This window comes from Bacillus luti (assembly GCF_001884105.1).
Lineage (GTDB): Bacteria > Bacillota > Bacilli > Bacillales > Bacillaceae_G > Bacillus_A > Bacillus_A luti.
Genome location: NZ_MACI01000002.1, coordinates 37291 through 46784 on the forward strand (window position 1 = coordinate 37291; position 9494 = coordinate 46784).

The following is a 9494-nucleotide window of genomic DNA, read 5'->3' on the forward strand; positions in this document are numbered from 1 at the left end:
GTAGTGTGCTTTTTTGTTTGTATTGAATGATCTAATAGTGAATAATTTGTTTTGCGTTCTAGTAGTAATGGGTAATAAGAAATCGCTTATTACTACTATGACAGAGAAAGAGGTTGAAGATGTGAATCGGTTTGCTCGTATCGTCTTGATTAGTATGATGATGTTAGTAATTTGGTTTACTATACAAGAGATTATTCACGTGACGCTCAATTATCAAATCCATGACATGATAATGGGAATAGTATGTTTTGTCTTTGCTTATTTGTTTTATGATAAACTCAGACTAAGGTAAGTTTTGCAAGAAAAATGTAGGTATTTCATTCGAAATGTCGAATAGTACATACGATGTCGTAATAACAAATTTTCTATTGTTTACTGTGAAACAGGAGAAGGAGAGATAGAAGTAATGAAGAGAGCTCTAATAAATATTGATTATACATACGATTTTGTAGCAGAAAAAGGTGCCTTAACTTGTGGAAAACCAGGTCAAGAAATCGAGAAAGAACTTGTACATATAACGAAGCAATTCATAGAAAATGGAGATTATGTTGTATTTGCAATTGATAAACATGAAGAAAATGATGTGCATCATCCAGAAGCGAAGTTATTCCCGCCACATAATATAGCAGGGACAAATGGTAGAGACTTATACGGTGAATTACAAGGTGTATACGAAACATATAAAAATGCAGAGAATGTATATTATATGGACAAAACGAGATACAGCGCATTTGCTGGAACAGATTTAGAGATGAAGCTGAGAGAAAGAGGAATTGAAGAAGTCCACCTTGTAGGGGTATGTACTGATATTTGTGTTCTTCACACAGCAGTAGACGCTTATAATAAAGGATTTAAAATTGTTGTTTTTGAAAAGGCAGTTGCATCTTTTAATGCACAAGGTCATGAATATGCACTTGGACATTTTAAATCTTGTTTAGACGCAGAAGTGAAGTGAAAAAAGAGGCCTTTAAAAAAGGTCTCTTTTTTACTTTTAAATTGAGACGACGTTTTGCTCGATTAGTTTTCTTAGGAACGGACTAATTTTTTCTGGTAAAGCATTTAAATCAAAAAATTGTACATGTAATGATTCAAACCCATCGGCTTTTAACGTACCACCTGTAATGTCTTTGCAAAGATATGCAATCGTTATGGGGTAAAATTCATCCCCGTTCGGTAATTTTACAAAAAATTCTTTTCCAGAAAATACGTTTATTAACTGTAGAGTTCCTATTTCAATACCTGTTTCTTCAAGTACTTCTCGTCTTCCGGCTTCTTCTGTTGATTCAGCAATCTCCACAAAACCTCCAGGAACGCCCCAAATACCATTTCGTCTTTGTTGCAATAGTATTTGTCCTTGTTCATTGAAAACAGCTACAGCAACACCTGCTAAATTGAGTGGTCTTGATCCAATAACTTCTCTTAGCTCTTCGATATATCCCATTGTTTGTAACCTCCGTGAGAAAAAAGTATCAAATGAACTATTCGGTGTTATGTGAATATATTCCTTTGAATGAGTTGAGTATTGCAGCAAACTTGTTTATAAAAATTTCTATTGTAATCTCCCTTTAGACTATTAAAAAGGGTATATTTATAATAAATAGAAAAGGGCATCTAAAATGCAAAGATTGACGGAAGGGTTATATTGTTGAAGAGGAAAAATGAATACAAATACATAAGTAAGAAAGTGCGATTTAAGATCAGGATACAGGGTGTTCCGATAACAAGTGTCGAGATGATAAATATGTATTTATAATAAATCAGCTCTGTATGAAATTTTCATTAGTTAAGGAAGTGGATGAATGAGTGTATTGACGTATACGGAGGAATTTTTTAATTTTGTAAGGGAGTTTTTACTTTTAAGGTTTCTACTATTTGCTTTAGTTCTTCTAATTATTTCTTTTGTCATAAACCGTATTATTGATTGGTTTTTTAGAAAATCAAGCTTTTTTGATGAAGAGGTAGAGCAGACGATACAAAGTGTAATTCGATCTATTTTTAGGTATATCATTATCATCAGTCTTATCATATATTTAATTAGCCAATTTGTAGATATAAAAAGTATTATTGCAGGTGCAGGGATAGCTGGAGTTGTCATCGGTTTTGCTGCACAACAGATGCTAAAAGATGTTATTTTAGGATTCGCAAGATTAGCGGACAAAGAGTTTCGTGTTGGTGATTTTGTTACTTTTAATGGAACAAATTCAGGAACGATTGAGGAAATTAGTATTCGGTTTATGCAAATTCGTGAATGGTCAGGAAAACTTCTTACTATACCACATGGAGAAATCAGAACGATTCAAAACTTTAATAAAGGATGGATGCGAGTTATTGAGCGGATCACGGTAAGTTATCAGGAAGATCCTACAAGAATTAAGGAATTATTAGAAGAAGTATGTGTGAATTGCAATGAAAAATTAGATCAAAGTCTTTATAGAGTAGAGGACGAGGCTGTTGAACCATTTAAATATGTTGGTGTTACAGACTTAAATCCTAACCTTAAATATGTTGGGTACGAATTTTGTATTATAGGTTTGATAAGGCCAGAAGATTATTTTGAAACTTCTAGACAAGTAAGGTTTGAATTAATGTCTATGTTTCATAAGAATCAAGTGCAAATGCCAGCAGCAAATATGTTCGTTACTACTGAAAGTTTACAGCCTATTCATAGAGGACAAACTTCATCGGATAGTTAAAAAATAAGATGGAGTTTCTTTTGCTAGAAAATGATTTTAATACTTGGCGTATATAGTAACAAGAATTACACTACCAAGTTTGGAAGAGGAAACATTCATATGAAGAAAGAGCTGAAGGAATTCAGTTCTTTTTTGTTTGTAGAATTTAGAAATTTCTTAATGTTATAATGGTAATTGGTGATGAGAATGAACTTTGATGAACAAGAGATATATCGTTTAGAAGCATTAAAAGAAATTGCTGAATTATTGAATGAAGCAACAAATTTACAGGATATGTTAGAAAAAGTATTACACACATTATTACAAGTTATGAATTTACAAACAGGATGGATATTCTTTATTGATGAAAGTGGAGAACATCGAATGCTTGTAGATCAAAACTTACCACCAGCGCTTACATGGCAAGAAAAGAAACCAATGTGTGAGGGGGATTGTTGGTGTGTGGAGCGTTTTGTGAACGGGAGATTGGAAAAAGCGACAAATATTATTGAATGTAAACGAATAGAGGATGCGATTGAATGTAATTGGGGTGAAACAGAAGATATTACACATCATGCAACAATCCCGTTAAGATCTGGATCGGAGAAATTTGGTCTATTAAATGTGGCTGCGCCTCATAAATCACATTTTGCAGAGGAAGAGTTAGCGTTATTAGAATCGATTGCGTTTCAAATTGGAACGACAATACAACGTATTCAGTTAGTTGAGAAAGAACGTAAATACGTAGTGGTAGCTGAAAGAAATCGACTTGCACGTGATTTACACGATTCCGTTAAACAATTGTTATTTTCTATTATGCTAACAGCTAAAGGCACTCTAAATATGACGGAAGATAAAGCCTTGCAAGAGATGTTAAGTTATATTGGAGATTTATCGCAAGAAGCCTTGCAAGAGATGACGCTTTTAATTTGGCAATTAAGGCCGGAAGGATTAGAAAAAGGATTAGCAGAAGCAGTTCAAAATTACGGAAAGTTGTTAGGGATTCATGTGGAAGTTCGAATTGATGGAATGGTCTCAATTGGAGATGAAATAGAAGAAGTATTATGGCGTATTAGTCAAGAAGCAATACATAATTGTAAAAAACATGCTTCGTGTGAAAAGGTGTATGTTCATTTAAAGATAGAAAATAACCAGTTACATTTTTACATAGAAGATAACGGAATAGGATTTATACAAGAGCAAGTAAGAGAGTCCGCACTTGGTTTGAAAAGTATGAAGGAACGAATTGAATTAATGAGGGGATCGTTTCAAATAACAACAGAGCCGAAAAAAGGTACAAAAATAGAAATTCAATTACCGGTTTGAAGGGGAGAAGCTAGGTGAAGATTAAATTGCTATTAGCAGAAGATCATCATATCGTTCGAAGAGGACTTGTATTCTTTTTGAAAACAAGAGATGAATTTGAAATTATCGGGGAAGCAGAAAATGGTGAAGAGGCGTTATGTTTTGTAAAAAAAGAAAAACCGGATGTCGTATTAATGGATGTATCTATGCCGAAGATGGATGGAATTGAGGCGACAAAACGCATTAAAGAATACGATGAGACGATAAAGGTACTTATGCTAAGTAGTTTTTCAGAGCAAGATTATGTTTTGCCCGCACTCGAAGCTGGAGCAGATGGCTATCAATTAAAAGAAGTACAACCTGAGCAACTTGTCGCTTCTATCATTGCAGTACATGAAGGAAATGCGAATTTCCATCCGAAAGTAACACCTGCATTATTAGGACGCCCAGCAGTTAAAAAAGAAAAAGAGAATCCTTTTGCTATGTTAACGAAAAGGGAGCAAGAGGTACTTCGTGAAATTGCGAAAGGAAGAAGTAATAAGGAAATTGCAGCAGCACTTCATATTACAGAGCAAACTGTGAAAACGCATGTATCAAATGTTTTAGCTAAATTGGAAGTAGATGATCGTACACAGGCTGCATTATACGCAGTGAAACATAGGGGAAGCTAATAATAAGTATGAATAATTGTGTTATATGTTATGACAGAATACATAGGAACCATTAAAATGTATAGTGATTCCGAATAAAGGTTTTTCTTCTTTCAATAATTAGGTACAATAAAGTGAAACTTTAATCAGTGGGGGCTATTCCCACTGATTATTAGCCCGCACCAATCGGGTTTTTACGGGATACAGCTACGATGGAAGGGGAAGATAGGTATGCCTAGTACAAGAAGTGGGATTGGAAAGATTCAGGCTTCGTTAAATGGTTTATCACCGAAATTGCGAAGTATTGCTGAACATATTTTGAAACATCCACAAGATGTTGTACATAAATCAATTACGGAATTAGCTGAAGTTACGAATAGTTCCGAAGCTACGATATTCCGTTTATGCAAACACCTTGGTTTTCAAGGGTTTCAAGATTTAAAGATTACGTTAGCTCGTGAAATTGTGCATACACCGATGCAAAATATTCATGAAGAAGTATCAGCAGAAGATAGTATGGTAACTGTCGCTAAAAAAGTTTTTCATTCGCATATTACAGGACTGCAAGATACATTACATTTATTAAATGAAACGGCACTCGAGCAGGCTATACGGGCCTTGCAAGAAACAAGCCGAATCGAGTTTTATGGGAATGGTGGTTCTGGTATTATTGCGATGGATGCATATCATAAATTTATGAGAACGGGTATTTCTTGTATCGCTCATACAGATTCACATTTTCAAATTATGGGTGCGGGTTTACTTACAAAAGAAGCGGTCGTAATTGCAATTTCTCATTCTGGTAGCAATAAAGGATTACTTGAAGCATTAGAAGTAGCAAAGAAGAGAGGAGCTCGTATTATTGCGATTACGAGCTATCAGAAATCAGCACTTAGTCAACTTGCTGACATAACACTATATACTTCGACTCGTGAGACAGAATTTCGTACGGAAGCAAGTTCATCACGATTAGCACAGCTAAGTTTGTTGGATACTTTGTATGTGGGATTATCGTTACAGCGTCAAGAGGTAACACTACAAAATTTACAAAGCATTCGTGAAACGATTTCGATGAAGCGAATATAAAAAAGCTCTTCAAATGAGGAGCTTTTTTATATTCGTTAATAGTTTGTTGATATAGTCACTAGATCTACTCAATGTGCACAATTTCCCCCAATAAACACCGATATACATATAATAAAATTTCAGGTTTCCTTTCAAATACTTTAAAAAACTATTTGGCTAAAAATTCAAATATTGTTCAATATTTTACAATATGCTTCCAAAATTACATGTTATGATGAACATGTAATGATGATTGAACACTTAAATTTGGTGCAATAATTGACCAAAACAGTGAAGACAGAAGTTGTGAGGTAAACTCATTGAAATTCTAAAACACTAAAGGGGAGATCACATATGAAAGCAGTAGTTGTAAATAAAAATAGTAAAGCAAACATTGAAATTGTTGAAAAAGAATTACGTCCGTTACGTTCAGGCGAAGCGTTAGTAGATGTAGAATATTGTGGCGTTTGCCACACTGACTTACACGTTGCGAATCATGATTTTGGTAACACGGATGGCCGTATCCTTGGTCATGAAGGTGTAGGTATTGTTACAAAACTTGCTGATGATGTAACTTCACTTAAGATTGGTGATCGTGTAAGTATTGCATGGATGTTCCAATCTTGTGGACGTTGTGAATATTGTGTAACTGGTAGAGAAACATTCTGTCGTGAAGTTAAAAATGCTGGTTATACAGTAGATGGCGGTATGGCTGAACAGTGTATCGTAACAGCTGATTACGCGGTTAAAGTACCAGAAGGATTAGATCCTGCTCAAGCATCATCAATTACATGTGCAGGTGTAACTACATATAAAGCTATTAAAGTATCAGATATTAAACCAGGTCAACCTATCGTAATCTATGGTTGTGGTGGATTAGGTAACCTAGCTATCCAATATGCTAAACATGTATTTGGTGCAAAGGTAATTGCAGTAGATATTAATGATGACAAACTAGCCTTAGCAAAAGAAGTTGGTGCCGATATGACTATCAATCCAATTACGCAAGGGCCTGCTGATAAGATTGTACAAGAGGAACTCGGTGGCGCTTATGCTGCTGTAGTAACAGCAGTTTCTAAAGTAGCCTTCAACTCAGCAGTTGATGCGGTACGTGCTTGTGGTAAAGTAGTTGCGGTAGGTTTACCAGTAGAAACGATGGACTTAAATATTCCACGACTTGTACTAGACGGGATTGAAGTAGTTGGTTCTCTAGTCGGTACTCGTAAGGATCTAGAAGAAGCATTTATGTTTGGTGCAGAAGAAAAAGTAGTGCCGGTTGTCCAAACTTGTCCACTAGATGAAGTACAAGACGTATTCAAAGAAATGGAAGAAGGTAGAATTCAGGGACGTATGGTCATCGATTTTAAACAACATGATTGTAATTGTAAATAATTCATTTTGTTTAAATCATCGTTAGTGCGAATCTCTTTAAATAATAGAACGATAGTTTTGAGGCATGAGTCCGGTATTGAACTGGATTCATGCCTTTTCATGTTTCCTTAATTCGTTTGTAGTAGTGAATATAGTTCTTCAATTTTCGTTTCATATCCCATATAACCTGTCATGTTAATGAGAGAAATTATGATTGTATGCAAGTGGAAAGAAAGGACTTATATTCATTTATGAAAAAAATTTTCTTTTTAAAACTTGATTTAAGAAAAAATATTTTATATACTAATTCATGTAAACGGTTTACTAGATTATATTTTGCTAGAAACGAAGGGAAGATTCGTATGGAAACAAGGGGGAGAGTAATCGGGATTGATATCGGTACCACAAGTACGAAAACGGTTGTATTTACAGAAAAAGGAAAAGTCGTTGCATCACATGCAATTGATTATCCTATTATTCAGCCGAACGTCGGATGGGCGGAGCAAGATCCTGATGTAATATGTGCCGCTGTATATAAAACTGTAAGCGTTGCCATCGAAAAGGGTAATGTGTTACCAGAGGATATTTCTTCAATTGGTATTAGTACAGCAATGCATGCATTAATTGCAGTAGATAAAAACGGTGCGCCGTTAACGCGCTCTATCATATGGGCTGATAATCGAAGCACAAAGCAATCAGAAAAATTATTACAACAAATGAATGGTCATGATATTTATAGAAGAACTGGTACACCGATTCATCCGATGTCACCACTTTCTAAATTATTATGGATGAAAGAAGAGGAACCAGAGTTATATAAGAGTGCTTATAAATTTATCTCTATTAAAGAATATGTTATTTACCAACTATTCTCACGTTACGTAGTTGATTATTCGATTGCTTCTGCTACTGGGTTATTTAATTTAGAAACATTAAACTGGGATGAAGATGTTTTAACGATGTTACAAATGTCATCAGAACAATTATCAACACCTGTACCAACTACATATATTTTATCGGGAATGAAACCGGAATTAGCGCAAAAGATGGGTATTCATGAAGATACTCCAGTTGTTATTGGTGCAAGTGATGGAGTTCTTGCAAATGTAGGTGTTGGTGCAATATCGCCTGGATCAGCTGCGATTACAATTGGAACAAGTGGTGCAGTTCGAACAATTTCATCAAGTGTTAATACAGATGAAAAAGGTAGAACGTTTTGTTATGCATTAACTGATGAGCACTGGGTTATTGGTGGACCAACGAATAATGGCGGAATATTACTGAGATGGTTACGGGATGAATTTGGTAGTCCAGAGCAAGAAGTAGCAAGGAAGCTTGGAATTGATCCGTATGATTTATTAATTAAGTATGCGGAAAGTGTACCAGCTGGAGCGGGTGGATTACTGTTCTTACCTTTTTTATCTGGAGAACGTGCACCTTATTGGAATGCAAATGCTCGTGGTACATTCTTTGGAATTAATCTTCAGCATAAACGAGAACATTTTATACGTGCAGTCATGGAAGGGGTTTGTATGAGCGTATATTCTGTTGCACTCGCAATCAGGGATTGTACAGGCCCACTTACTGAAATACGCGTTTCAGGAGGATTTGCGAAATCTGCATTTTGGAGACAAATGTTATCCGATATGATGGGGAAAGAATTGCTTGTACCTGAAAGCCATGAAGCATCTGCGCTAGGGGCAGCGGCAGTTGCTTTATATGCTATAGGAAAAATTGATTCTCTTGAAGAGGTAAAAGATTGGATTGATATCGTTCATCACCATGTACCGAATAAAGAAAATACGGCTATTTATTTAGAAATGTTTTATATGTATGAACGACTTTACAATCGCTTGAAAGAAGAATTTGATTGTATAGCTGCTTTCCAGCGTAAACAATAGGGGGATTGGGAGAAATGGTAGTTGGGATCGTACTAGCGGCAGTTGTCATACTACTTCTACTTATTACGGTAGTGAAATGGCATCCATTTGTCGCTTTAATTTTAACAGCAATCGGAGTTGGGCTAGCAATGGGGATGCCCTTGGTTGCAACTTCACCACAACATCCAGGGATCATTGATTCTATTAAATCGGGGCTTGGAAGTACGTTAGGATTTTTGGCAATTGTTTTAGCTTTAGGAACGATGCTTGGAAAAATGATGGCTGAATCTGGCGGTGCTGAACGAATTGCTAACACATTAATTGATCGTTTTGGGAAGAAACGTGTTCACTGGGCAATGATGTTCGTTGCATTTTTAGTAGGGATTCCGGTATTTTTCCAAGTTGGATTTGTACTACTAATTCCATTGGTATTTACAATTGCATTAGAAACAGGGGTATCACTTATTACAATCGGTATTCCGCTTGTAGCAGGGCTATCCGTTGTACACGGACTAGTGCCGCCGCATCCAGCAGCGATGGCAGCGGTAGGT

Annotated in this window: 10 protein-coding genes; 9 read left to right on the top strand and 1 reads right to left on the bottom strand. The window is 35.7% G+C overall.

What is annotated here, in order from left to right:
- Positions 1-37: 37 nt before the first annotated feature.
- Both BAQ48_RS28130 and BAQ48_RS00225 read left to right on the top strand, forming a co-directional pair.
- Entirely contained in the window at positions 38-292 is a 255-nt protein-coding gene (locus BAQ48_RS28130; RefSeq protein WP_242660423.1) for a hypothetical protein, read from the top strand.
- A 114-nt stretch (positions 293-406) separates the two neighbouring features.
- A complete protein-coding gene (locus BAQ48_RS00225) occupies positions 407-955 on the top strand; it encodes a cysteine hydrolase family protein (RefSeq protein ID WP_000816777.1) in 549 nt (182 codons plus the stop codon).
- 36 nt (positions 956-991) lie between these two features.
- Here BAQ48_RS00225 and BAQ48_RS00230 read toward each other — a convergent pair whose 3' ends face one another.
- The gene (locus BAQ48_RS00230; protein WP_071709509.1) at positions 992-1441 is read right to left on the bottom strand and encodes an NUDIX hydrolase; all 450 of its coding nucleotides are present in this window, start codon (positions 1439-1441) and stop codon (positions 992-994) included.
- A 358-nt stretch (positions 1442-1799) separates the two neighbouring features.
- On the opposite strand from BAQ48_RS00230, the gene BAQ48_RS00235 reads away from it, so the two are divergent.
- From BAQ48_RS00235 to BAQ48_RS00265, 7 genes are all read left to right on the top strand, one after another.
- The gene (locus BAQ48_RS00235; RefSeq protein ID WP_071709510.1) at positions 1800-2693 is read left to right on the top strand and encodes a mechanosensitive ion channel family protein; all 894 of its coding nucleotides are present in this window, start codon (positions 1800-1802) and stop codon (positions 2691-2693) included.
- Positions 2694-2879: 186 nt separating this feature from the next.
- The gene (locus BAQ48_RS00240) at positions 2880-3998 is read left to right on the top strand and encodes a GAF domain-containing sensor histidine kinase (protein WP_071709511.1); all 1119 of its coding nucleotides are present in this window, start codon (positions 2880-2882) and stop codon (positions 3996-3998) included.
- Between the two features lie 14 nt (positions 3999-4012).
- Positions 4013-4648, top strand: a complete 636-nt coding sequence (locus BAQ48_RS00245) for a response regulator (RefSeq protein ID WP_071709512.1) — start codon at positions 4013-4015, stop codon at positions 4646-4648.
- Between the two features lie 210 nt (positions 4649-4858).
- A complete protein-coding gene (locus tag BAQ48_RS00250) occupies positions 4859-5713 on the top strand; it encodes a MurR/RpiR family transcriptional regulator (RefSeq protein WP_071709513.1) in 855 nt (284 codons plus the stop codon).
- 333 nt (positions 5714-6046) lie between these two features.
- On the top strand, positions 6047-7084 hold the full coding sequence (gene adhP / locus BAQ48_RS00255; RefSeq protein ID WP_000649108.1) for an alcohol dehydrogenase AdhP: 1038 nt from the start codon (positions 6047-6049) through the stop codon (positions 7082-7084).
- Positions 7085-7425: 341 nt separating this feature from the next.
- The gene (gntK, locus tag BAQ48_RS00260; RefSeq protein WP_071709516.1) at positions 7426-8964 is read left to right on the top strand and encodes a gluconokinase; all 1539 of its coding nucleotides are present in this window, start codon (positions 7426-7428) and stop codon (positions 8962-8964) included.
- A gap of 14 nt (positions 8965-8978) precedes the next feature.
- Positions 8979-9494: GntT/GntP/DsdX family permease (locus tag BAQ48_RS00265; protein ID WP_116758435.1), on the top strand; the 516-nt coding region annotated here is incomplete at its 3' end.